The 22,457-nt window shown below is 48.2% G+C and carries 14 protein-coding genes and 2 pseudogenes; 7 read left to right on the top strand and 9 right to left on the bottom strand.

What is annotated here, in order from left to right; genetic code table 11:
• Window positions 1–98: 98 nt before the first annotated feature.
• Window positions 99–1,778: an RluA family pseudouridine synthase gene (locus AC6I8Y_RS10675; protein ID WP_498020163.1), complete on the bottom strand. Its 1,680-nt coding sequence runs from the start codon at window positions 1,776–1,778 to the stop codon at window positions 99–101.
• Window positions 1,779–2,033: 255 nt separating this feature from the next.
• On the opposite strand from AC6I8Y_RS10675, the gene AC6I8Y_RS10670 reads away from it, so the two are divergent.
• Window positions 2,034–2,777, top strand: coding sequence for a YrhK family protein (locus AC6I8Y_RS10670; RefSeq protein ID WP_498020162.1), 744 nt, complete (start codon window positions 2,034–2,036; stop codon window positions 2,775–2,777).
• A gap of 69 nt (window positions 2,778–2,846) precedes the next feature.
• Here the strand turns inward: AC6I8Y_RS10670 and AC6I8Y_RS10665 are convergent, their stop codons facing one another.
• Both AC6I8Y_RS10665 and AC6I8Y_RS10660 read right to left on the bottom strand, forming a co-directional pair.
• Window positions 2,847–3,413, bottom strand: a complete 567-nt coding sequence (locus tag AC6I8Y_RS10665) for an outer membrane beta-barrel protein (protein WP_498020161.1) — start codon at window positions 3,411–3,413, stop codon at window positions 2,847–2,849.
• Window positions 3,414–3,599: 186 nt separating this feature from the next.
• Window positions 3,600–4,634: an AraC family transcriptional regulator gene (locus AC6I8Y_RS10660; protein WP_498020160.1), complete on the bottom strand. Its 1,035-nt coding sequence runs from the start codon at window positions 4,632–4,634 to the stop codon at window positions 3,600–3,602.
• 187 nt (window positions 4,635–4,821) lie between these two features.
• Between AC6I8Y_RS10660 and AC6I8Y_RS10655 the strand changes: the two genes are divergently transcribed.
• The 3 genes and pseudogenes from AC6I8Y_RS10655 to AC6I8Y_RS10645 all read left to right on the top strand — a co-directional run bounded on the left by AC6I8Y_RS10655 (window position 4,822) and on the right by AC6I8Y_RS10645 (window position 9,589).
• Window positions 4,822–6,288, top strand: coding sequence for a coniferyl aldehyde dehydrogenase (locus tag AC6I8Y_RS10655; protein WP_498021495.1), 1,467 nt, complete (start codon window positions 4,822–4,824; stop codon window positions 6,286–6,288).
• A 104-nt stretch (window positions 6,289–6,392) separates the two neighbouring features.
• Window positions 6,393–7,971 (top strand): annotated as a pseudogene (locus AC6I8Y_RS10650) (long-chain-fatty-acid--CoA ligase).
• Entirely contained in the window at window positions 7,958–9,589 is a 1,632-nt protein-coding gene (locus tag AC6I8Y_RS10645; RefSeq protein ID WP_498020159.1) for a GMC family oxidoreductase, read from the top strand. Before AC6I8Y_RS10650 ends, AC6I8Y_RS10645 begins: the two are co-directional and overlap by 14 nt.
• Before the next feature lie 122 nt (window positions 9,590–9,711).
• Here the strand turns inward: AC6I8Y_RS10645 and AC6I8Y_RS10640 are convergent, their stop codons facing one another.
• The 5 genes from AC6I8Y_RS10640 to AC6I8Y_RS10620 all read right to left on the bottom strand — a co-directional run bounded on the left by AC6I8Y_RS10640 (window position 9,712) and on the right by AC6I8Y_RS10620 (window position 15,568).
• Complete coding sequence (locus AC6I8Y_RS10640) at window positions 9,712–9,951, bottom strand: RNA recognition motif domain-containing protein (RefSeq protein WP_042472161.1); 240 nt, start codon at window positions 9,949–9,951, stop codon at window positions 9,712–9,714.
• Between the two features lie 134 nt (window positions 9,952–10,085).
• On the bottom strand, window positions 10,086–11,570 hold the full coding sequence (locus AC6I8Y_RS10635; protein ID WP_498020158.1) for an AGE family epimerase/isomerase: 1,485 nt from the start codon (window positions 11,568–11,570) through the stop codon (window positions 10,086–10,088).
• A 129-nt stretch (window positions 11,571–11,699) separates the two neighbouring features.
• The gene (locus tag AC6I8Y_RS10630; RefSeq protein WP_498020157.1) at window positions 11,700–12,002 is read right to left on the bottom strand and encodes a SemiSWEET transporter; all 303 of its coding nucleotides are present in this window, start codon (window positions 12,000–12,002) and stop codon (window positions 11,700–11,702) included.
• Between the two features lie 536 nt (window positions 12,003–12,538).
• Window positions 12,539–13,876: a 6-phospho-alpha-glucosidase gene (locus tag AC6I8Y_RS10625; protein ID WP_498020156.1), complete on the bottom strand. Its 1,338-nt coding sequence runs from the start codon at window positions 13,874–13,876 to the stop codon at window positions 12,539–12,541.
• Between the two features lie 75 nt (window positions 13,877–13,951).
• A complete protein-coding gene (locus tag AC6I8Y_RS10620) occupies window positions 13,952–15,568 on the bottom strand; it encodes an alpha-glucoside-specific PTS transporter subunit IIBC (protein WP_498020155.1) in 1,617 nt (538 codons plus the stop codon).
• Window positions 15,569–15,861: 293 nt separating this feature from the next.
• Between AC6I8Y_RS10620 and AC6I8Y_RS10615 the strand changes: the two genes are divergently transcribed.
• A complete protein-coding gene (locus AC6I8Y_RS10615) occupies window positions 15,862–16,560 on the top strand; it encodes a GntR family transcriptional regulator (protein ID WP_234495624.1) in 699 nt (232 codons plus the stop codon).
• A 249-nt stretch (window positions 16,561–16,809) separates the two neighbouring features.
• The gene (locus tag AC6I8Y_RS10610; RefSeq protein ID WP_498020154.1) at window positions 16,810–18,300 is read left to right on the top strand and encodes an ArnT family glycosyltransferase; all 1,491 of its coding nucleotides are present in this window, start codon (window positions 16,810–16,812) and stop codon (window positions 18,298–18,300) included.
• 718 nt (window positions 18,301–19,018) lie between these two features.
• Here the strand turns inward: AC6I8Y_RS10610 and metR are convergent.
• Window positions 19,019–19,931 (bottom strand): annotated as a pseudogene (gene metR, locus AC6I8Y_RS10605) (HTH-type transcriptional regulator MetR).
• A gap of 200 nt (window positions 19,932–20,131) precedes the next feature.
• Here metR and metE point away from each other — a divergent pair.
• Complete coding sequence (gene metE / locus AC6I8Y_RS10600) at window positions 20,132–22,411, top strand: 5-methyltetrahydropteroyltriglutamate--homocysteine S-methyltransferase (protein ID WP_498020153.1); 2,280 nt, start codon at window positions 20,132–20,134, stop codon at window positions 22,409–22,411.
• Window positions 22,412–22,457 lie beyond the last annotated feature (46 nt).

Genomic DNA, 22,457 nt, shown 5'->3' with positions numbered 1-22,457 from the left:
AGGCCACGGAAATTTGTGGCCTTATAACTGCGATAGGTTTTGTGAATTTAATGCTGCGCGCGAAATCCACGAAATGGCGGGCTTACAGCAATCCAACTCTAGAACTCACTATCAACCTGAAATACTAACCGCTCTTTCGTATACGGATGGTCGAGTTTCAACTGCTCCGCATGCAAATGTAAGCGCTCAGCCTTCTCTCCATACAGCGTGTCTCCAACCATAGGCATGTTCAACCCAAGATGATGAGCACTATGAACGCGTAGTTGATGAGTTCGACCTGTTTTCGGGTACATGTACACCTTGCTTCGGCCATCACGGACTTCAATCAACTCCCAATGGGTCTCTGCAGACTTGCCATGTTCGTAACACACCAGTTGTCTTGGGCGATCATCGGGATCGCCACGCATTGGCAATGAAATATCACCTTCAGTTTGAGTCAGTACACCTTCTAACATTGCGACATAGCGCTTTTGGACACCACGGGTAATGAACTGCTTTTGCAGGCTCTTGTTGGCGCGTTTGGTGAAGGCGAACACGAGCAGTCCGGATGTGGCCATATCGAGGCGGTGAATCACATATGGGCCTTCTACATCGGGGAATAGCGCTTGTAAACGAGTATAAGCTGAGTCTTTAATGGTCTTGCCTGGCACTGAAAGTAGGCCAGGTGGTTTATTGATGACCACCATAGCCTCATCCTGGAACACGATTTCCAACTCTTTATCTTCCGCCCAGTTCTGTTCAAGCGGGTTAGGCTCGACGTTTAGTCCTTGCAGCATGTGCCCTAAGATAGGTTGGCATTTGTTGTTGCATGATGGGTAAAAACTGCCGTGTTTGCGGATCTCTGACTTTGGTGACGCGCCCCACCAAAACTCCGCCAGAGCCAAGGGCTTAAAGCCGTGCTTGTAGGCATATTGAAGCATTTTTGGCGCAGCGCATTCGCCTGCACCGGCTGGTGGAATCGGAGTTGTGGTCGCTGCGAAGATATCAACCAAGTCGCGTGTCTCGCCATGTTGATTTAAAAAGCGATACTGCTTGTGAAGTTTGTGCTGTAGAGCGTTTGATAGCGCTTTATGGTGCTCTCTAAGCTCCGCAAGATTAGTCTCAATCTCTTCTAGTCGCTGCTCTTTGACGGCGAGTTTATTTTCCCACTTAAGCTTTAGGTATTTGAGCGTATTTTTTTCTGCAACGCTTTGCTTGCCAAGCTCTTCGAGCAAGGTCTGAAGCTCTTCGCCATTGAGGGTTTGCTGCGCCTCTTTTCGCTGTTGCTTGCGACTGGCACGACCTTGAATCATAATATCGCGATGAGCTTGCTCTTCTTGTTGATAAGCGGCACGCTCGTCAGCGATTTGCTCTTTGAGGATTGCGATTTCTGGTGCGTTGGCAAAGGTCTTATAGGTCGCAAGCGCTTTCGTGATGGCGTTAGTTTCTTCTCGGAAAAAACCGTCTTCGGTAAGCATGTCGAAAACAGGTGGCACAAAACCGGGTAGGAGGTTTTGGTCTGCAATCTTGCCAGAAAAGGCGCTCAAAAATCCGATTTCGCCTTGTGGGCTTTGTACCAGCAAAACACCGAACATCTTGCCTCGACCTTGGCTTTCATCCTCTATTCCAAAATCATGAACGAAGTCGGTTTGTGTTTGCAGATACTGCTGAAGCTGATTTGCTGCTAGTACACACAGTGGATGCGGAGTGTAATAGAACGGAAACGTAAATTGTTCTGGTAACTCGTAGCCTTCGATAGCAACATCAAATCGGTTAAAGCAGTGTTGGGGTGAGTGCATATTAAAGGCCGTAGGGTCATAGAAATTTGAGCACGGATTGTACCTTGTTTGGGGGAATTTCCATTGGTAGTCGTGTCGGCTTTAGACACTCTTTGTTTAAGTCGAATAAGCCTTCACTTGCAGGCAGGACTAGCCGAAGCTGGTGTCATACGCGCTATCACAACTGAGGAAGTGATCATACAAACCCGATAAAGTTGAAATGTAGCGCCGTGATACCCTTCTTATTAGTATGACACCTACCACTTGGCTAATGACATGGCGCACCTTTTCACTAACCGAAAACGAATACATCATCTGACGGACAACGACGCTAGCGCTAAATCCCAGTTTAAATGGGAAACGCTCAATGCGGTCTTATACAAGTTTGGTGGATTATTCTTCCTAGTTGGTAGCGTATTACTGTTCCCAAGCTTTCAAAGCTACTCGACGCTCGGACAGTGGATCTTCTTTGCCGGTTCGCTTTGCTACCTGATCGTCAATGTCCACGACCTTTATGACGTCCACCGTTATTGGCGCAAAACATCCTCTGACTTATCGAGAAAACAGCTGGAATACACCGCTTCCTACATCTACCTGTTTGGTACCTTGATGTTTGTAGCGGGCCGAGTGTTTTCGTTTATCGATGACAGCTACTCTGCACACAGCGCATTGATGTTCATTATTGGTAGTACGCTTTTTGTTATCGGAGCCAGCGTCAACATCGTTGCTGATACCAGTAGTGCTGGTGGTACTGAGGGGCAGCTCACCAACTTGACAGCGGTGACGTTTATCGTGGGCAGTGTGCTATTTGCTGTTGGTTCATTTCCAGGGCTTTGGGAAGGCGGAGTGCCTGACGAGTCGATTCTGCTTGCTAATTATCTGACTTGGCAGTTTTTAGTTGGGAGTTTTCTGTTCTTTATTGGAGGAGTTTTTAATTACTGGCGGGCGTATCATTATATTCAAAGAAACTTAGGCGCTAGGATTGGCAAAATGAACGCTATAAATGAGTCGACCACGTAGCGAGCTAGTGACCGACGTAGATTACATTAACCGCCTCATATAGGACCTGAAGTTACTGTTTTCAAATGACTAAAAAGTAAACCCAACCAAAAAACTCAACGTCGTCCTTTCAAACCCAGACTTAACCGTTTCACCTTCGATCTCAATCGTATCAATACCCGCTAAGTTCGCGTGTACATTAAGTGAAATGCGCTCGCTGATGTGGTAGCCAAGACCGACGAAAGGTTGGTATTTGCTTTCGTTGATGTCATAGACCACGGCTGAATTACCCGAGGAGTTGTATGCATCTTCGCTGAGGTTGATACTGGTTTTGCTGATGCCTAGCTTTACGGTTAACCCGTCGAGCATGTTTTCTTTAAATCGGTAGCCAGTATAAAGCGAGTAGGCTTGGGAAGATTTCTTCTGGGTGAATGTCGCGTCAGGGACATCTGGGAGTGAACCGCCTTGGGATTGGGTTTCATCGGTTGAGCCGAGGTTGGCTTGTCCGCCGATAATGAAGTTGTCGTAGACCAAGGCTTCGATGCCGCCGGCAAAGCCTTTGTTGTTGTCGACGCCAACAAGAAATTGGACATTACTCGCGTGAGCGGTCGCGGTCATAAGGAGCGATAGTGCAAAAGTTGTACGAAGAAGGGACACTAGAATTCCTTTTGAGTGTATTGAACTGTTTATAGGCTAGAACGGCAAATACTTCGTTGCAATACAAAAAAGTGAGTTTTGTACGGTATCGCATAGAACAAAGCCAAATTGTTCAGATTACAGGCGATATCACTTGAAAATGAGTGGGTTAGATGGCGGCTTTTAGCGATTGTCTGTAGGCGCTCTTTAACTGCTTAGGTCTTGGCTGTTCCTAAACCCTTTTGGTGAGTGGCCACTCCATTTTTTGAAGGCGTGTCGAAAGTTGGCGCTATCAGAAAAGCCGACACGATCGGATATCTCTTCAATCGTAATCTGCGTGTTCAGAAGATAGTGCCTTGCTAGGCGATAACGGACATCATCAAGCAGTTGTTGGTAACTGGTACCTTCGTTCTTTAGGTGGCGACGCAGTGTGCGTGATGACATGCCGAGCTCTGACGAGAGCGCTTCAATGGATGGATAGTTGCCAAGTCGCTCGACAAACAACTGAGTGATCTTCTCATTGAGGCTGGTGGAGCCCTGTACTGTTGCGAGCAGCTCATCACATGACTTTAGACACATTTGCAGTGTCATGGTGTTGGCGGCTGGGAGTGGGTCATAGAGTGTGGTGGCGTCAAACTGCCACTCAAGATAGTCGGCATTGAACTCAACGGGGCAGTGGAATATCTCTTTGTAGAGCTCGCTGTGTTCTGGCTCGGGGTAAGGAAAGCGAATCAGTTTGGATGAGAACGGTTGCTGCATCACTTCTTCACAGAGGTTTTGAATAGCAGTAAACCAATATTCGCAAAAGAAGGGCAGTAAGTCTCTGAGGTCAACGAGCTGCTCTGCTCGAAAATACCCTAAGTTGTTTTCAACCCACATCTGCTTTTTTAAAACAGGTCCCGCTAAGCGCAAGTATTTAAAGCCCATCATTAGGGCATCCAACATAGTATTGCTGCTAAAAACGGCGTAACCCAATACACCAAAGTCGCTAAACCTTGCTTGTTGACCCACCTTTAAACCGAGACCAGGTTCATGAACATGGGAGAGGGCGTTGCTGAAAATCGCCATCTTTTGCGCCATCGTTACCTTAGTATCGGGTTGGTAGAGTTGGTCGGCGGTCAGTGGGGTGCCTTCAAACAAGGATTCGCACGGCATTTTACCCTCAAGGTATCGAGTCATAAGCTGAAGATCTAAAATCCCGCACGCTTGTAAATCGGGCTCGTAGACTGCCGTGTACTGCATTGCTGATTCTCCCGTTCCGAATTGACCTATTTTCAATAAGTTAGCGTCAACATAGCTCAAACTCGGACACCTCATGTCTGACGAATGTCCGAATATCACCGTTTTTTGTCTCTATGCAACCTGTGATTGATGTTATCAGAATGTTGTAATTGAGCAAAATGGCATGCGGGAAAAATAAATGAGCGAAATGATTGATTGGTCAAAAAGTAACTTGGTTGAATGTAATGCTCCAGAGTTGAGTGAATTATCGACGTGGTTTTCCGAGCTTAAACAGGCATATCAACAAGAGACGAACCCAAGTCTTGCGATAAGAAAGCAGCGTTTACAAGCTCTGAAAACGCAATTGACTCGCTATCAAGATGTGTTGGCAGAGGCGATGAGTGACGATTTTGGCGGACGTAGCCATACGGAGTCCTTCATGGCGGATGTGTTAGCGCCGGTTCTCGATATCAAACACGTGCTTAGCCACCTCAAAGGCTGGATGAAATCGCAGCGTCGCCCTACGGAATGGCTGTTCAAGGGTAACAAGCTAGAGGTCCGTTATCAGCCAAAAGGCGTGGTTGGCATTATCTGTCCGTGGAACTTCCCACTCTATCTATCGCTTGGTCCTATGATCACCGCTTTGGCGGCGGGTAATCGATGCATGATCAAGATGCCTCCAAACTGCCCAGCAACCACTAAGGTGCTGAAACGCATGTTGGCAGAGATCTACCCAACGGATCTGGTTCGAATCGTCGGTGGTACTCATCCTGAGGCCATGGAGATCTCTCACCTTCCTTTTGATCATCTGGTTTTCACCGGCTCGCCAGCTAGTGGAAAACTCATTATGGCCAATGCGGCTGCGAATCTAACGCCGGTCACGCTTGAGCTTGGCGGTAAATCTCCGGTTATTGTGTTTGACGATTACGATATTCAAACAGCAGCGAGCCGCATTGCTCATGGCAAAGGCTTTAACTCTGGCCAGATCTGTATTGCGCCTGATTACGCGTTTGTTCCCGAGTCTAAAGTGACCGAGTTTGTTGAGGCGCTAAAGCAGAGTCATATCGCGATGTACGGTGACATCAAGGGAAATGCTGACTACACCTCGCTGGTGGATGATGCTCAGCATCAAAGATTCAATGAGCTGCTTGACGACGCCAAGCAGAAAGGCGCAACCATCACTCAGTGCTTGCCGGATGGTGAAGGGCGTAAAACACCGCTTTATGTAGCGACCAATCTATCTCCCAACATGCGTATTTGTCAGGAAGAGATATTTGGTCCGCTACTGCCTGTCCACGGCTACCGAGACATCGATGATGTGATTGAGTACATCACAGAGCGCCCAAGACCACTCGCTTGTTACCTGTTTAGTCACGATAAAGCGTTGCGTGAGCATGTGTTAGAGCAGACTCATAGCGGCGGTGTCACTATCAATGATTGGGGCTGGCATGTGCTTAACCATTCTGTGCCGTTTGGCGGCGTGGGTAACTCTGGTATTGGTAACTATCATGGCGAAGAGGGCTTTCGGGAGTTAAGTCATGCCCGCTCAGTATTGCAGATGCGCGGTTGGTTCCCGATTCAACTGTTCTCTCCCCCTTACGGTACCTGGGTTCAGAGGCTGGTCGTACGCGTCTTTGTCGGCAAGCCAGATCCGAGTCTGAATAAACGCAGTTAGCGACAGCTCAGTTTTATCCAATAACACATTCAAACCTTCGTCTTACAAGAATCTTCGACACGCCAGCGAGGGCTGGCGTCGTACACCCCAAAAGGAGACCTAAGATGCACAACCTCGCCGTTAATCTAGAGCGAAGTGCTGCGCTTTTCCCTAGCAAAGCCGCACTTAAAATGGGCACCGATGACGTGAGTTATCAGCAGTTGGACGACTACGCAAACATTGTGGCTCACCACTTAGTAAAACTTGGCTTAGTACCGGGTGATAAAGTGGCGCTATCGTGCCCCAATATGACCTATTTCCCCATTGCGTATTACGGCATTTTGAAAGCTGGATGCGTGGTAGTCCCCCTCAATACTCTATTCAAGAGTCGAGAAATTGCTTATCACTTGAATGACTCAGATGCCAAAGCGTATTTCTGTTTTGAAGCGCCGCAAACCAGTGCCGAGGAGCAGTATGGAAGAATTGGCTTTGCTCAGGCACCGCACTGTGAGCACTTTATCCCTATGCTTGCATCAACCAATGCTGAGCATTCACTTGAGACCTGGCTAGAGGCATCATCGCAGCCGTTTGAATCCATCGCAAGGCAAGGCGATGACACCGCTGTTATTCTCTATACCTCTGGTACCACAGGGCAACCCAAGGGGGCAGAGCTTTCTCATACAAATATGCTGACCAATGCCATGGCGTCACAGTATTTGATGCGTCTTGAGTACAGCGACACCACGATGTTGACCCTACCTTTATTCCACAGTTTTGGTCAAACCGTGATGATGAACGCGAGTGTGTTAACCGGCTCGACCATGGTGTTGATCCCGCGCTTTGAGCCCAAGCTCGTAATAGAGCAGATCATCTCGCATAAGGTGAGTGTCTTTGCTGGCGTGCCAACCATGTACATTGCACTGCTTACCGCTGGCGAGCAGTCACCAGAGCAATCTGAGCAGGTTAAACATAGCTTGAGGTTAGGTGTTTCGGGTGGGGCATCTATGCCAGTGGAAGTGATTCGCCAGTTTGAATCACGATTTGAACTGCCTGTTTTGGAAGGCTATGGATTGTCGGAAACCGCACCTGTCGCCACCTTTAATCATATCGATGGCGATAGGCTGCCGGGCAGTGTTGGACAGCCTTTGTGTGGTCATATGATCAAGATTACCGATGTTCAGGGCAACACGTTAACCTGCGGCGAGCTAGGAGAGGTGTGCATTAAGAGCCCTAGTGTGATGAAGGGCTATTATGGACGAGCCGAAGCAACCGCGGAGTCGATCCGAGATGGTTGGTTTTTAACGGGTGATATTGGACGTTTGGATGAGCACGGTAATTTGTTCATTGTCGATCGCGTCAAAGACATGATTATACGCGGCGGCTACAACGTCTATCCGCGAGAAATCGAAGAGGTATTGATGTGCCACCCTGATGTCGAGATGGTTGCAGTGGTTGGGGAACATGATGAAAGGCTAGGGGGAAGAGATACACGCGCACGTGGTGCTCCATGAGACCTCAAGCTGCGATGGGGAAACTCTGGTCGCATGGTGCAAAAGCCAGTTGGCGGACTACAAGTATCCGCGCCGGGTCTTTATTCGCTCATCGCTTCCAATGACAGCGACTGGCAAGATCCTCAAGCGAGAGTTGCATCCACTTGATATCGCCAAAACCGTTGCAGAGGAGATCGGCAATGGATCGCTATGATTTTATTATTGTTGGCGGCGGCTCTGCTGGGTGTGTGCTTGCCTCACGTCTATCCGAAGACCCGTCTGTTTCAGTCTGCTTGCTAGAGGCGGGTGGCAAGGACTCAAGCCCATTTATTCACACACCTGTTGGCTGCGTGGTCATGATGCCGACCAAGATAAATAACTGGGGTTTTGAGACTGTGCCTCAGCCTGGATTGAATGGTCGCAAGGGCTATCAACCGCGAGGTAAAACCCTTGGTGGCTCGAGCTCGATCAATGCCATGATGTATGCACGTGGGCACCGTTACGATTACGACCTTTGGGCGTCATTAGGAAACAGCGGCTGGGACTATGAGCAATGTCTGCCTTACTTTAAAAAGGCAGAGAATAACGAAGTCTTGAACGATGAGTATCACGGTCAAGGTGGGCCGCTCAATGTAGCGAACCTGCGCTCACCGAGTGAGATGGTTGAGCGTTATCTCGATGCCTGTGAATCTATCGGGGTGCCTAGAAACCCAGATGTGAACGGTGAAGAGCAGCTTGGCGCGATGCAAACGCAAGTTACGCAGAGAAATGGCGAGCGATGCAGCGCAGCAAAAGCTTACCTGACGCCGAATCTTCACCGACCTAACCTAACCGTGCTGACCAAAGCGACCACCCACAAGGTTTTGTTTGAGGGCAAGCGCGCAGTGGGCGTTGAGTATGGATTGAAAGATCAGCGCTTTCAGATTTTCTGCGATCGAGAAGTGATTTTGAGCGCGGGCGCATTTGGCTCGCCGCAGATCCTCAAGCTGTCCGGTGTGGGCGCTAAAGCAGAACTCGATAAGCATGGCATTGAGCAGGTACACGAGCTACCGGGCGTTGGGGAGAACCTGCAAGACCACATCGATTTGGTGCACAGCTATAAATGTACCGCGAAGCGAGATACGTTTGGGGTCTCGCTGCAGATGGCGGCGGAAATGTCCAAAGCATTGCCGAAATGGCTCAGACAGCGTGAAGGCAAGCTGAGTAGTAACTTTGCTGAGGGCATCGGTTTTTTATGCTCAGATGATAGCGTGTCGGTACCGGATCTCGAGTTTGTGTTTGTGGTGGCGGTTGTAGACGATCACGCGCGAAAAATCCATGCCAGTCATGGCTTTAGCTCCCATGTCACCTTGCTAAGACCAAAAAGCACTGGGACGGTGAAACTCAATAGCGCCGACCCTTATGATGCTCCGCAGATTGATCCCGCTTTCTTTAAAGACCCTGACGATATGGCAGTCATGATTAAAGGATGGAAGAAGCAATATCAAATGCTCAATAGCGCGGCGTTTGATGAGGTTCGCGGGGATTGTTTTTATCCTGTTGACCCAAATGACGATGAGGCGATCGAGCAAGATATTCGCAATCGCGCTGATACCCAGTACCACCCAATTGGTACCTGTAAAATGGGTACTGAGAAAGACCCATTAGCCGTGGTGGACAATGAACTATCGGTTTATGGGCTAGAAAACCTAAGAGTGGTCGATGCGTCGGTGATGCCAACCTTGGTCGGGGGTAATACCAATGCGCCAACGATTATGATTGCAGAGAAGATAGCGGATGTGATCAAGAAAGCGTATGCGGATGCTCGTGAAACTGGGGCGTTTCATGCCTAGTCACTGAAGCATAGCTGATTTCGTGTAGCCACAAACTAAAACACCAACCGTACTGGTTGGTGTTTTCTAGCTTCATGACTAAGCGATCTCGCTAGCCATATTAGGCAACTTGATCTGGAAGATTAGTGACCGGCGAACTTAACGCGGATCTTGCTGCCACCAAACATGGTTAGGTTTAGCTCTTTAATTGCTACCTTTGCTTCTTCTGCGTCTGGCATGGTTACAAACGCGAAGCCCTTAGACTTTCCTGTCTCTTTGTCTAGTACTAGTGTGCATTCGGTAACTCGACCGTACTCACGGAACTGAAGACGTACATCGTGCTCTGTGGTTTCGCGAGATAGGTTGCGTACTAAGATTTGCATAATTGACCATCTGTAATCAAGGGTGAATAACGGGCGGATTGTCGCAGGTTATGCCTTTGAAACCAAGTGATTCCTGCCCGTTTCTTCGATTTTCTTAACTTATTTACATGACTTCAGCTCTTTTTTTGTAAAAGCTAAGGTGTGATGTCACTGAAGCTCACCGCCTGAACCTTGCCATTATTGAGCGATGTAGTCTTGTTCACTTTGCCTTGGTAATAGTATGGCGTGAAGCTCGGTTGTGACTCATCGTTAACCGCGTAATAAAGGGTCACTGGATTGTGATTGAGTGAACCGGATGCCAACGTGCCAATGAGCGCGTGTTCAAATTGGTGATAACCATTTCCCCAATGAAATGCTTTGGTCGATTTAGGGTTTAGACCCACACCACCATACTTATGGTCAACCCACACATCCATAAAGCCCGTGGTGGTATAACCAAGTGGCGCTTTGACTTTTCCGGCACCCATAGAGAGCGTCATAGCCGCTTGGTCAAGCTCCGCCCACTCCCATGAAGAGGCACCACCACTGTTAGGTCTGCTTTGCCATGTTGGGATGGTGGTTCCTTTTAACGCTGCTTGCTGCTCTTTCGGGAAGTAATCGGCGACATATTCAAATGGCATGTTGTATTGGGCTCTTTCTAGCGTCACTTCCATGCCTTGTTTAGCGAAGGTTTCCCAGTCTGGTTTATCGAGTAGCTGAGCGGTGAGGTATGTCATCCAGTACGCTTTAATCGTATGACCGAAGTCATTGTGTTTAGCGTTAGGCTGCATGACAGCTTTGTGGTGAATGGCTCCGTAGAATCGCTGCTCATCATCAGAGTGGTAATCATTGACCAAGATTTGCGTTAGCCACTCGAGATCCGCTAGCCACTTGGTTTTGTGGGGCTCAGGGAGTAGGGGAGCGACAAGGAGCATGTAGCCATTGATTTGATCAAGCTGTGCGACGAGTTCGTGTTGCTTGGCGCTTTGCTCATCACCATCTTCCAATACCCAGGCTAAGCCGACGTCGTTGTTGAGTTTGTATTTATCAAAGATGAATGCTTGCTGCTCGATGAGTGCTTTTTCTACCTTAGGATCGCGGGTTAGGTAGTAGTACATTGCAAGACCCACAAGGGCGTAAGCTTGGTCTTGAGAGGTGCGTTGCGTCCACTTTAGACCCGGCTTATCGTCTTCGGTAAACGAGATAAACCCACCGTTCTCGGTGTCTTGAAGTTGCTCGATGAGGTAATAAGCCCCGTCTTTGGCAAGTTCGAGTGCTTTAACATCGCCAGTAAGGTGAAATAGAACACCATAAGCGTACGTCTGGCGTGATTTCATGCGTGTGTATTCGCGCCCAAAGTGAGGGGTGATCCAGCCGTGTTGCAGCTCTGGACAGACATTTGATACGTCTAATAGCTCTCCGTTATCGCAGCGAAATGTTGGAAAGTTGCCGACTGGCACACCTTGCGCGGCTTCATGCATCCAGTAGGGAGCGAGCCCTTGTTTTGCGTGTGTGAGCCACGCTTGTGTGCTTGGAAAGGTATTTTCTGGTGTCACGGGCGCTTCTTGAGATGCGATGGCACTACTGGAGGCGGCGATAGAGATCGCTATGATTGAGGTACGAAGAGAATAAGACAACATGACGTATCCTTGTTTTTTATAAGTGTTTGAATTGCAGAAACTATAGCGCCATGACACCTATACAAACTGTTGTACAGTTCAAGAGTTTGAGAATGAAAAAAGCCAAGCTGGGGGTGCTTGGCTTGGAGGTCACGCTTTATCAAGCGCGGGCTTGGGGAGGCGGTTTAGTTTGCTGGTGGTGACATCTTTGATTTTGAGTATCAGTATGATTGACGCAAGTATCAGAGTAATCGCATTGGCAATGATGATAGGCAAGTCGACAACCAGCAGACCATAGATTAACCAAAGGGCGACTCCGGTGACAAAGATGGAATACATGGCAAGTGATATCGATTGTGTATCACGGGTTTTAAGAATGTGCAGCACTTGTGGGACAAAGGAACACGTTGTGCACAGCGCTGCGATGTAGCCGAGTGTGGTAATACTCAACATGGATGTTGCTCCGTAAAATGCCCAAATAATTGGTCGTTTGGGGTTAGAACCACTAACACCGTCATTCCTGTGTAGACAGGAATCTGCTTGAGGCCTGGTGCACGCTTGTAGAAGACCCCTGCCTACGCAGGGGTGACGACTATTTTGATTGCGATAACACTAAAAACCTCCGTCATTCCTGCGTAGGCAGGAATCTACTTAAGGCTTGGTGCGCGCTTACAGAAGCCCCTGCGTGAGCAGGCGCACGGCTAGTGGGGTGACGACTCTTTTAGGACAACAGAACCATCAACACCGTCATTCCTGCGCAGGCAGGAATCTAATCATGGCTTGGTGCACGCGTATAGAAGACCCCTGCGTGGGCAGGCGCACGGCTAGTGGGGTGACGACTCTTTTAGGACACCAGAACTACCCACGCCGTCATTCCTGCGCAGGCAGGAATCTACTCAGGCTTGGTGCGCGCTTAAAGAAGACCCCTGCCTGCGCAGGGGTGACGATGAGTATAAGTTGGTTTGTTAGTGAAGTTGGCTAAACACCAATTACTTCATTTCAACCCAATACTCTTTATTCGCTTCAATCAGGTCATTCAAAATCGCTTTTGCAACGGTCGCGCTTGGAATGGTTGCTGATAGAGTCAGTGCTTGCCAAAGTTTTTGGTAAGAGCCTTCTACGTGTGCTTCCACAACCAGCTTCTCCACCGAAACTTGTTGGCTCATCATGCCTTTTTGGAACTCAGGGATCGCGCCGATTTGCAGTGGTTTCGCACCTGTGTTGTCAACGATACATGGGATTTCTACCATGGCTGTTGGGTCGAAGTTACTGATAGCGCCGTTGTTTGGAACGATAAGCAGCATGCGCTCTTTGGTGTTGAAGGCGATAGCAGTGGCTAGGTCAACAATGTAAGAGGCGTGCTCTTCCACTTCGATAGTGGTATCCACGGCTGTACCTGCTGCGATAATGCGGTGACACTCAGTGAATACTTCTTTTTCACGACCTTCCATGACTTCGTTCGCGCGGGTGAACTCTTTGTTTGAGTGCTCAACCACATAGTCTGGGTACATGTAGTACTTGAGGTACGTGTTTGGAATGGTTTCTGGGTCGAGTGCGTATACATCGCGAACCTTGATAAAGGTTTCTTTCCAAGACTCATCAGTATGCTGAGCACCATTCATCGCGCTTGGTGGTAGGTAGCCGTTCTCTTTGATGTACTCTTTGATGCGTGGCATTAGGTCTTCTCCCGTTTTCGCATCTTTAAACTCTTTCCACCAACCGAAGTGGTTTAGGCCGTAGTACATGATGTCGAACTGTTTGCGATCGTCGTAACCAAGGATCTCAGCGATGCGAGTCTCAATGCCAATTGGCATGTCACAGATGTTCAGTACTTTAGAGTTTGGACGCATCACGCGGCACGCTTCAGCAACGATAGCGGCTGGGTTAGAGTAGTTCAGCATCCATGCGTTTGGAGAGTATTTTTCCATGTAGTCGATCATTTCGATCACAGCAGGGATTGAACGAAGACCGTAAGCCACACCACCCGCGCCACAGGTTTCTTGACCTACACAGCCGTGGCGTAGAGGGATTTTCTCATCTTGCTCACGCATTGCATAAAGACCTGCGCGAATGTGTGCCATACAGAAGTCGATGTCAGTGAATGCTTCTTCTGGGTCAGTGGTGTAAGAGAACTCGATATGAGGAGCGCGTTCTTTCAGTAAGATTCTGCATGCTTCAGCGATGGTTTCTTGGCGCTGAGCAAAGTTGTCATAGAATTTCAGCTTGCGGATTGGAAAACGCTCTTGGTTTTCAAGCAGCATCATTACGATACCTGGAGTGAAAGTTGAGCCGCCGCCTGCGATAACTACTGAGAATTCTTGTTTCATGATATGCCTCACTTGGACTAGGGCGGCAAACTTTCCGCCCTTTATTATTAAAAACGTTGTTAGTTGTGGAGTTGTTTAGGTTGCTGGACTGAGTGTCATGTCCACGGTCTTTGAAGCGCTGTAGATCTTTTCGCACTCTTCTCTAAGTTGTGGGACATTCAGACCGATAATCACTTGAATCGCTTTGCCATTTTTCACGATGTTCACGGCGCCGGTTTCCATAAAGTACTCTGCAGACATCACTTTGCTTGGGTCTTTGACCGTGACGCGAAGTCTTGTTGCGCAGTTACTTAGGTCTTCGATGTTGTGTACACCGCCCAAGCCTTCAATTGTCTCTACGGCTTGGATTTGTAGAGGTGTTGCACCTGCCGCCGCGCCTTTACCCGTAATACCGTGTTTTTCATTGAAGTCTTTCTTGGTATGCAGCTTCACTTCAGCCTCGCCACGACCAGCGATTGGCACGTCGAACTTGACAATAAGGTACTTGAAGGTCACGTAGTAGATGGCTGTGAAACATAGACCGATAGCAATTTGTGTAATGACCATGCTGGTGTGGTTGCCAAGCAGTGGAATCCAGTTGCCGGTTGCGAACTCAATCAGACCGCCACCCATGTTGCCGACAACGCCGAAGGTATACATCACCATTGCCATGGTACCTGCTAGAATCGCATGGATAGCAAACAGCCAAGGTGCAATGAATAGGAAGGTAAACTCTAGTGGTTCTGTAATACCCACCAATACCGCAGTAAGGGTTGCTGGAATAAGCAGCGCTGCTACTTTTTTACGGTTTTCAGGTTTCGCTGTGTGGTACATCGCTAGTGCAATACCTGTACAGCCGAAGATCTTAGAGTTGCCGTGCAGAGCGAAGCCGCCAGCAGGGAAGAGATCTTTCATCGATTGGGCAGATTGAGTAAAGGTCTCTAGGTTAGTAAACCAGTCAACAACGATGCCGTTTGGTGTAGCGACGTTACCGTAGACAAATGGGGCGTAAACAAAGTGGTGCAGACCTGTTGGAATCAAAATTCGTTCTAAGAATGTGTATAGCCAAACACCGAATGAACCTGAGCTTACTAAGAAGCCTTGTAGGTTTAAGATGCCATGCTGGATAGAAGGCCAGATGTAAAGCGTAAGCCAAGCCGCTGGTAGCATTGCGAAGAATGAGATCATCGCGACGAATGAAGCACCTTGGAAAATACCTAAGTACGCGGGTAGCTGTTTTTCAAACGTGCGGTTATGAATCCAGGTAACAAAGCCAGAGATAATGATGGCACCAAAGATACCGGTATCTAGTGTCTTAATACCTGCAATTTCAGTCAGTCCAGACGTGCCGCCAATGGCTTGAGAGAAGTCAACGCCAAAGAACTCGCCCCAGAATCCACCCATTGCGCCGACAAAGTAGTTGAAGGTGAGATAAGAGACCATGACGACCATAACTGCTCGAGCGTGAGCGGTTTTTGCAAGACCGATTGGCAGGCCAACTGCAAACAGAAGAGCCATGTTACGGAAGATAGTCCAGCCACCTTCTTCAATGACTTGCAGAATTTGATAGTACAGACCGTCTTTATCGGCGAGGTCGCCTACAAAGATGGGGTTTTTTAGAACAATGGTTAGTCCCACTAAAATCCCGACAAAAGGGAACAGCAAAACTGGGGTAAACATTGCTCCACCTAAGCGTTGGATAGCACTTAACATGGAAGGGTCCTTTTTGTTATTAGTGTTGTTATTTATTGATGTAATAACTTTTTGTTTCTCGTTGTCTTTCGACACCATTAACATTACGCCTGAAAAATAAGCATGACAAATATATAATGAATAAAGTGTGATTGAGTACAAATAAAGCACCAAATATGTGATTTGAGGCATAAAAAAAGACACCTATATAGGATGTTTCTAGTCTGTGGTGAGGAAGTTGTGACGGATATGGCTTAATTGGTTATTGATTTGTATTTATGGTGGTGATAGCTTGGCAGCTACGAGGTGAGAAAATGTTATATAAAAAGGTAATGCAGGACCTTAAGTCCCGCATTGATTCGGAAGAGTTTGCCATTGGCGACACGCTTCCTACCGAGCGAGACCTTATCGATGCGTATTCCGTGAGTCGCATTACGGTACGAAAAGCCATTGAAGAATTGGTTAAGCTCGGCTTGGTCGAAAAACGTCAGGGCGCAGGCTCGACAATTATCGGCAAAACCATGACAGGTTCTATGTCGAACCTACGCAGTACCAGTGAATATATGAGTGATGCAGGGTCGACGCTTGAGTATAAGGTGGTCGAGTTTACCCTAGCAGATCCTGATGAAGATGTGGCTGCTGCGCTAAAGATTGGTATGGATGAGAAGGTCTATTTCATTCGCCGCTTTAAGCTGATTAATGGTGTACCATCCATTTATGAAGACTCCTATATGCCGGTTGCGATGTTCCCACAAATGAACATCATGTCGCTACAAGGTTCTAAGTATCAGTATCTTGAAAAAGATCTCGGCCTACAGATCGACGGCGCGCTACAAGATTTTGAAGCGGTGATGCCAGATAGCCATTTATGCGAGGTATTTGAAATACCTTCTGATGTGCCGATCATTCGATTGCTCTCGACGGGTAAGCTGAAAGACGGCAGCATATTTGAGTACACCAAACTCTACTTCAAACCGAATACTTATTCATACAAGCACTATCTAAAACGATAAGTGATTGTCTAGTTCGAGGGGCACATCTCCCTCGAACTCCTTCAAACTCCCCACTTTCAATACAAAGCATTACACCCCTTGACGGATTAAATATATAGACTATTTCTTTCTATATTGGCGCTAATAATTCAAGCTTATGAATTATTTGGGATTTTACAGAGAATTGACGTAGCGGTCTTTTCTGCACCGCTTAACCTCAGTAGAGTTTGCCGCCAAACCCCCTGAAATTGACCGAGTCCAAGGGAGTCTATGCTGTCTACCATTCTTCACTTTGATCAATATCCAACGTCAACGAATGATGTTGCACGCTCACATCGAGCGGCCGCCATCTGGTGTTTCGTCTACGCAATCGCGTGGTCGTTGGTGTCCTATAATCTCGATCCTGCTGTGCCTTACGATGCTATCGAGGCATTGAACTGGGCAAGCAACGGTGAGTTGGGTAGTCCAAAGAACCCTTGGTTGGTTGGGGTTGTGGCTCGCATCCTTTTGTTGTCACCTTCGCCTGAGTTTTCTTCTGCGCATTGGTATGTTGGACACTTCTTCGTTGTCGCAGCGGGCATGCTTGGCTGCTATCGCCTGGCTTACAAGCTGACAGACTCCGTCGCGTTTGCCTGGCTTGGAATGCTGACGCTTAACTTGTCTGGTGTTATCAACTTTGATGCGATTCCTTATAACGACAACTTTTTGTTGTTTGGCTCTTGGTCTTGGATCTTGCTGCTGTTTGTCAAAGCAGTGTATGACGACTCAAGGTGGTGGATTGCGTTTGGTGTCTTGGCGGGCTTATCTGCCATGGCGAAGTACTCGACGTTTGCACCCGTAGCCATGGTCTTTATCTTAAGCCTGACTGTACCGAGCGTTCGTCGTTTTTGGCGTGACCGTAATTTCTATATTGGGATTGTCGCATTCCTTGCTTTGGTGACTCCGAACTTCTTTTGGATGTTCGCAAACAACTTTTCTTCGGTGAAGTGGGTAGGGAGCCAAGTCGCGGCTCAGCTTAGCCCGGGAAGTTGGTTAGCGTTGCTTTCGGTATTCTATCCGCTGATTCTTTTGGCTGGGCTATTGGGCAAACGTGGTTTGCGCTTTACGAAACAAGTGCCAGAGAAGGTGTGGCTAACGGCTTTTGTTTTGTTTGCACCCCTTGTCGTGATTATGGCTTGGTTTTCGTTCCATGCTGGTGGTCGACTAGTAGAGTGGCTTCACCCGTTCTTTATGCCAGCGCCAGCCGTACTGGTGGCGTTTTTAAAGAAAGAGGTGATTGGCTCGCTGTCTCGCGCTTTCAAGGTTCTGTTCTTCATGGGGCTTTTGATGATCGTCGGGTATAGCTCGGTGATGGTGTTTAACGTGCGGAATGCGGGTCAGTATTTCTCGGGCTTTAAGAAATTAAGTCATGAAGCTGAGCAGTATTGGTATGAGCACTCTGATAAGCCTTTGAAGTTGGTTGGGGGTTCTGGTTTGGCGGAATGGCTGACCTTCTATATCGCGCCTCACCCTATGGTGACCAACCCTTGGGATAATGAGACGCTGCCGAATATCTACAATCGCAACATCTCTGCAGAGCAAATCGAGGCGGAAGGCGCATTTATGCTTGGTGCTGAAGGTGCTGGGTGTAGTGAGAATGCGTTCTCGCACTTTACGAGTCACTGGCCAGAGTTTGAGGTAGAGAGTACGAAAGAAGTGGTTTACAAGAATAGTCCGGAAGAGCCAGAGGTGTTGGTTTGTTTTGGGGTTGTGAGTCCGTAGTTTGGCGATGCGAAGGTGGGAACTAGCCTTGTGTTCTCCCCCTTGATAAGGGGGAGTTAGAGGGGGTAAAGCGGACTAATAGTTAGCGCCTGAAGCTAGATTAAGCCTCCGCGTTTCACCCCTCCCAGCCTCCCCTTAGTAAGGGGAGGAGCCAGTGCTCGCTATCGCGCAGCATATTAAAAGGCGATGCGACGATAGGAGCTAGCCTTGTGTTCTCCCCCTAATATAGGGGGAGCTAGAGGGGGTAAAGCGGACTAACAGTTAGCGTCTGAAGCTAGATTCAGCCTCCGCGTTTCACCCCTCCCAGCTTCCCCTTAGTAAGGGGAGGAGCCAGTGCTCGCTATCGCGCAGCATATTAAAAGGCGATGCGACGATAGGAGCTAGCCTTGTGTTCTCCCCCTTGATAAGGGGGAGTTAGAAGGGGTAAAGCGGACCAACAGTTAGCGATTGAAGCTAGATTCAATCTCTGCGTTTCCACCCCTCCCAGCCTCCCCTTAGCAATGGGAGGAGCCATAGGCTCGCTATCGCGCAGCATATTAATAGGCGATGCGACGATAGGAGCTAGCCTTGTGTTCTCCCCCTAATATAGGGGGAGCTAGAGGGGGTAAAGCGGACTAACAGTTAGCGTCTGAAACTAGATTCAAGCTCTGCGTTTCCACCCATCCCGGCCTCCCGGCTACGCGCCCCGCTTACAAGGGGAGGAGCCAAAACGCCTCCCTTAAGCGACTTTAATCCCTTCCAAATGCTGCTGACACTGTGCTCGCGCAGTCCCAAAAAACGCTTGTAAATAGTGCTTATCTTTTTCACCATTGCGAACCGCGGCGAACAAGCGTCGCCACAAACCATCACCCAACGGCCGACTAGTAATTAATCCCTGACGTGAAAACTCATTCACCGCCCAATTCGGTAGCGCTGCAACCCCCTAAACCCGCGGAGACCATCTGAACCAGCATCAGTGTATTGTCTGCCTGTTTCCATCTGTTGGGCTCAATTCCTGCTGGCGTAAGAAAGTGTTTAACCACGTCGAGACGCTGCTTTTGAACCGGGTAGGTGAGTAAGGTTTGGTCCGCCAAGTCCTTTGGCTCTATGTATTCTTTTTCAGCTAATGGATGGGATAGGGAAGTAACCAATCGCATCTCGAAATCAAATAAAGGTTCATAATGCACTTCAGAGCGAGGTTGGATGTCTGAGGTGATCACGAGATCTAATTCACCACCGACTAACGCAGGTAGCGGTTCAAACCCAAAACCAGAAGAAAAGTCGAGTTCGACATGGGGCCATGCGAGTTGATATTCCTTAAGGGCAGGCATGAGCCATTGAAAACATGAGTGACAGTCTATCGCCATATGAAGTCTGCCATTCACATCCTCTTTTAACCCCGCAAGATCGCCCTCTGCTTGAGCGATTCTAGGCAGAACCTCATTGGCTAAGTTAAGAAGGATCTCACCCTCAGAAGTAAACTTCACCGGACGAGTTTTGCGAATAAAAAGTTGGGATCCGATACGAGCTTCAAGATCTTTTAATTGGTGCGACAACGCCGATTGCGTCAAGTGTAATGAAGTCGCCGTTGCTGTTAATGAACCAGTGTCCCGCAGCGACGCGAGCGTTTTTAAGTGCTTTAACTCAATCATGAAATTCCCTCATCCTTAATCCCTTTTCATTAACTTACCGTGATTTTTAGGATATGTAAACGTCTAGACGTCTAAATGAGAAATTCTTCTTTCATGAGAATCCTTCATATTTATGGTGAATGAATTGCGATTGTTCATGTTGTTCCATTGAGAGATGCTTTAGCCATCCAGACTGCTAACGAATAAAAAAGGACAACATCATGACAGCAACGCACATTCTTGGTTACCCCCGCATTGGTGAAAAACGTGAGCTTAAGTTCGCCCTAGAGAAATACTGGCGCGGTGAGTTGGACCAAAACGGCTTAAAGGAAGTTGCGGCGACAATCCGTAACGAGAACTGGGCACGCCAACAGCAAGATGGTCTCGACTTTGTAACAGCAGGGGACTTTGCTTGGTATGACCATGTATTAGGTACGAGTTTGTTACTCGGTCACGTGCCTAAACGCCATAATAAGGGTTTCCCGGACCTAGATACCCTGTTCCGAATCGGTCGTGGTCAGTCCCAATCAAATTGTGGCTGTGCAGGTGAAGCAGCGTCGGACATGACGAAGTGGTTCAACACCAACTACCACTACATAGTCCCTGAGTTCTCGTCTGATGATCAGTTTAAAGTGAGCTGGACACAGCTGTTTGATGAAATTAACGAGGCTCAGCAGCAAGGACACAAAGTAAAACCAGTACTACTAGGTCCACTGAGCTACTTGTATCTCGGGAAAGAGGTGGAAGAAGGGTTCGACCGTTTGTCACTGCTTCCAAGACTGCTTACTGCCTACCAAGCAATTTTCGCTAAGTTTGAAAAACTGGGCATCGAGTGGGTACAGGTTGATGAACCTATCTTGGCATTGGAGTTGGACAAAGCCTGGCTAGATAGCTTCAAACTCGCGTATCAAGTGATTCGCAGCGATGTGAAAGTACTGCTGGCAACCTACTTTGATTCCGTCGTCGATTCACTGGATAAAATTACTGAGCTCGACGTCGATGGTCTTCATATCGATATCGCTGCAGCGCCAGCACAGCTAGATTCTGTCGTGGAACAGCTACCAAGTGAGTGGGTGTTGTCTGCGGGTATCATTAATGGTCGTAATGTATGGCGTGCTAACCTGCACAGCGCACTGCAAACACTTAAGCCAATTAAGGAGCAGTTGGGTGAAAGGCTATGGGTTGCTTCGTCTTGTTCACTACTTCACAGCCCGGTGAATGTTGAGCATGAAACTAAGCTTCCAGAAGGCACGAAAAACTGGTTCTCGTTTGCGAAGCAAAAAGTATCGGAAGTGTCGTGGCTAGCAAAAGCTCTAGATGGTGACCGTGAAGCGATAGAATACTGCGCCCAATATAGTCAGCCAATTCTAGACCGCGCTCGCTCTACGTGGGTAAACAAGCCGCAAGTACAAAACCGAGTGGCTGCACTTACTGCGACGAGCGGCGACCGCAGCGCCCCTTACATTGAGCGTGCTCATCACCAACAAGAGGTGCTAAAACTTCCTAAGCTGCCAACGACGACTATTGGCTCGTTCCCTCAGACTGCTGAAGTGCGTAAGAGCCGTGCTGCGTTCAAGCGGGGTGATATCGGTGCCGCTGAATATGAGTCATTAATGAAAGGCTTTATCAAAGATACCGTTGAGCGCCAAGAAGCTACCGGTCTTGATGTTCTGGTTCATGGTGAAGCGGAGCGCAACGACATGGTGGAGTACTTTGCTGAAAACTTATCTGGCTTTCAAACTACGGAGTTTGGTTGGGTACAAAGTTATGGTTCACGCTGCGTGAAACCAGCGATTGTTGTTGCAGATATTGAGCGTGATAAGCCGATTACGGTTGATTGGTCGACTTATGCACAGTCTCTTACTGATAAGCCAATGAAGGGCATGCTGACAGGTCCTGTGACGATTCTCTGCTGGACCTTCCCTCGAGAAGATGTCACCCGAGAGACGATTGCGAACCAGTTGGCACTCGCGCTGCAAGACGAAGTGGACGCACTGCAAAACGCAAACATCAATATCATCCAGATTGATGAGCCAGCGATTCGTGAGGGTCTGCCTCTAAAACAACGAGATCACAAAGAGTACCTCGATTGGGCAGTGAACGCGTTCAAAGTCTCTGCAGCGAGTGCACGACCAGAAACGCAGATCCACACTCACATGTGTTACAGCGAGTTCAATGAGATTATTGAATCGGTCGCTGAGCTGGATGCGGATGTGATTACCATCGAAACCTCGCGCTCTAACATGGAGCTACTGAACGCGTTTGAAGAGTTTAACTATCCGAATGAGATTGGTCCTGGTGTGTATGACATCCATTCACCAAACATTCCTAAAGTGGAGTGGATAGAGCAGCTTATTGAGAAGGCGGCAAAACGTATTCCAGTAGAAAGACTCTGGGTGAATCCAGATTGTGGTCTTAAAACCCGTAACTGGGAAGAAACGGAAGCGTCGTTGACTAACCTAGTGCAAGCGGCAAAAAATTTACGTGAACGCTTACTGTAGTTGAGCAGGTATGAAGAGTTAGAAACGAAAAAGAGGCTTGCATCTG

This window comes from Vibrio sp. KUL78 (genome assembly GCF_059725505.1).
This window is presented reverse-complemented; position numbering and strand designations above follow the sequence as displayed.

Coding starts and splice junctions, on each gene's coding strand:
- AC6I8Y_RS10655 (WP_498021495.1), top strand. CDS start 4,822: ATGATTGATTGGTCAAAAAGTAACTTGGTTGAATGTAATGCTCCAGAG.
- AC6I8Y_RS10645 (WP_498020159.1), top strand. CDS start 7,958: ATGGATCGCTATGATTTTATTATTGTTGGCGGCGGCTCTGCTGGGTGT.
- AC6I8Y_RS10660 (WP_498020160.1), bottom strand. CDS start 4,634: ATGCAGTACACGGCAGTCTACGAGCCCGATTTACAAGCGTGCGGGATT.
- AC6I8Y_RS10640 (WP_042472161.1), bottom strand. CDS start 9,951: ATGCAAATCTTAGTACGCAACCTATCTCGCGAAACCACAGAGCACGAT.
- metE (WP_498020153.1), top strand. CDS start 20,132: ATGACAGCAACGCACATTCTTGGTTACCCCCGCATTGGTGAAAAACGT.
- AC6I8Y_RS10675 (WP_498020163.1), bottom strand. CDS start 1,778: ATGCACTCACCCCAACACTGCTTTAACCGATTTGATGTTGCTATCGAA.
- AC6I8Y_RS10610 (WP_498020154.1), top strand. CDS start 16,810: ATGCTGTCTACCATTCTTCACTTTGATCAATATCCAACGTCAACGAAT.
- AC6I8Y_RS10615 (WP_234495624.1), top strand. CDS start 15,862: ATGTTATATAAAAAGGTAATGCAGGACCTTAAGTCCCGCATTGATTCG.
- AC6I8Y_RS10620 (WP_498020155.1), bottom strand. CDS start 15,568: ATGTTAAGTGCTATCCAACGCTTAGGTGGAGCAATGTTTACCCCAGTT.
- AC6I8Y_RS10625 (WP_498020156.1), bottom strand. CDS start 13,876: ATGAAACAAGAATTCTCAGTAGTTATCGCAGGCGGCGGCTCAACTTTC.
- AC6I8Y_RS10670 (WP_498020162.1), top strand. CDS start 2,034: ATGGCGCACCTTTTCACTAACCGAAAACGAATACATCATCTGACGGAC.
- AC6I8Y_RS10630 (WP_498020157.1), bottom strand. CDS start 12,002: ATGTTGAGTATTACCACACTCGGCTACATCGCAGCGCTGTGCACAACG.
- AC6I8Y_RS10635 (WP_498020158.1), bottom strand. CDS start 11,570: ATGTTGTCTTATTCTCTTCGTACCTCAATCATAGCGATCTCTATCGCC.